The organism is Vibrio sp. 2033 (assembly GCF_033339735.1).
The window spans coordinates 1-881 of sequence record NZ_JAWOVC010000182.1 but is presented as its reverse complement, the minus strand read 5'-3'; the positions used below and the strand labels follow the sequence as shown (position 1 = coordinate 881).

Sequence of the window (881 nt, the reverse complement as noted above, 5' to 3'; positions counted from 1 at the left end):
GTGAAACATGAAGAGGGCTATTTCATGGCGCAATTTATAGACCGAAGGCTCAATGGCAAGAACAAGAGCGCTGTTAACAGACAGCGCTTCTTGAAGCGCCATAAAGAGCAGATCAAAGAGTCGGTAGCTGACGCAGTGAATCGACGCTCGATCACGAATACAGAAACGGGCGAAGACGTCTCAATACCGCACAAAGACATTAACGAGCCGATTTTCCATCAAGGGAAAGGTGGCGTGCGTGAACGCGTACACCCTGGTAACGATCAGTTTATTACGGGTGATAAAATCGAGCGTCCAAAAGGTGGAGGTCAAGGCAGTGGCTCTGGTGAAGGTAACGCAAGTCCCGATGGCGAAGGTCAAGATGAATTTGTGTTCCAAATTTCAAAAGATGAATACCTCGATATTCTGTTTGAAGACTTAGAGCTACCGAATCTAGAAAAAAATCAAATCGCTAAAATTACGGAATGGAAAACTCACCGAGCAGGTTTCCAAACCGCGGGGATCCCTTCCAACATTTCCGTTATTCGTTCATTGCAGCAGTCATTAGCTCGTCGAACCGCCATGACTGCTGGCAAAAAGCGACTTCTTAAAGAGCTCGAAGACGAGTTGACTCGCATCAAAAATATTGAGCCAGCACAACAACTTGAAGAAAATCGTCTGAAAAAAGAAATCGAAGAACTGCGCAAGAAAATTGAAAATGTGCCGTTCATCGATACTTTCGATTTACGTTTTAAAAACTACGAAAAACGACCAGTCCCTTCTAGCCAAGCCGTGATGTTTTGTCTGATGGACGTATCTGGTTCTATGGATCAAGCGACCAAAGACATCGCGAAACGCTTCTATGTGCTGTTGTATCTGTTCTTAACTCGCACCTATGAAAA

At 44.6% G+C, this 881-nt stretch carries 1 protein-coding gene; it reads left to right on the top strand.

What is annotated here, in order from left to right; genetic code table 11:
* Nucleotides 1–24: 24 nt before the first annotated feature.
* The coding region (locus tag R7P74_RS25460; RefSeq protein ID WP_318123422.1) for a YeaH/YhbH family protein at nucleotides 25–881 on the top strand (857 nt) is incomplete at its 3' end.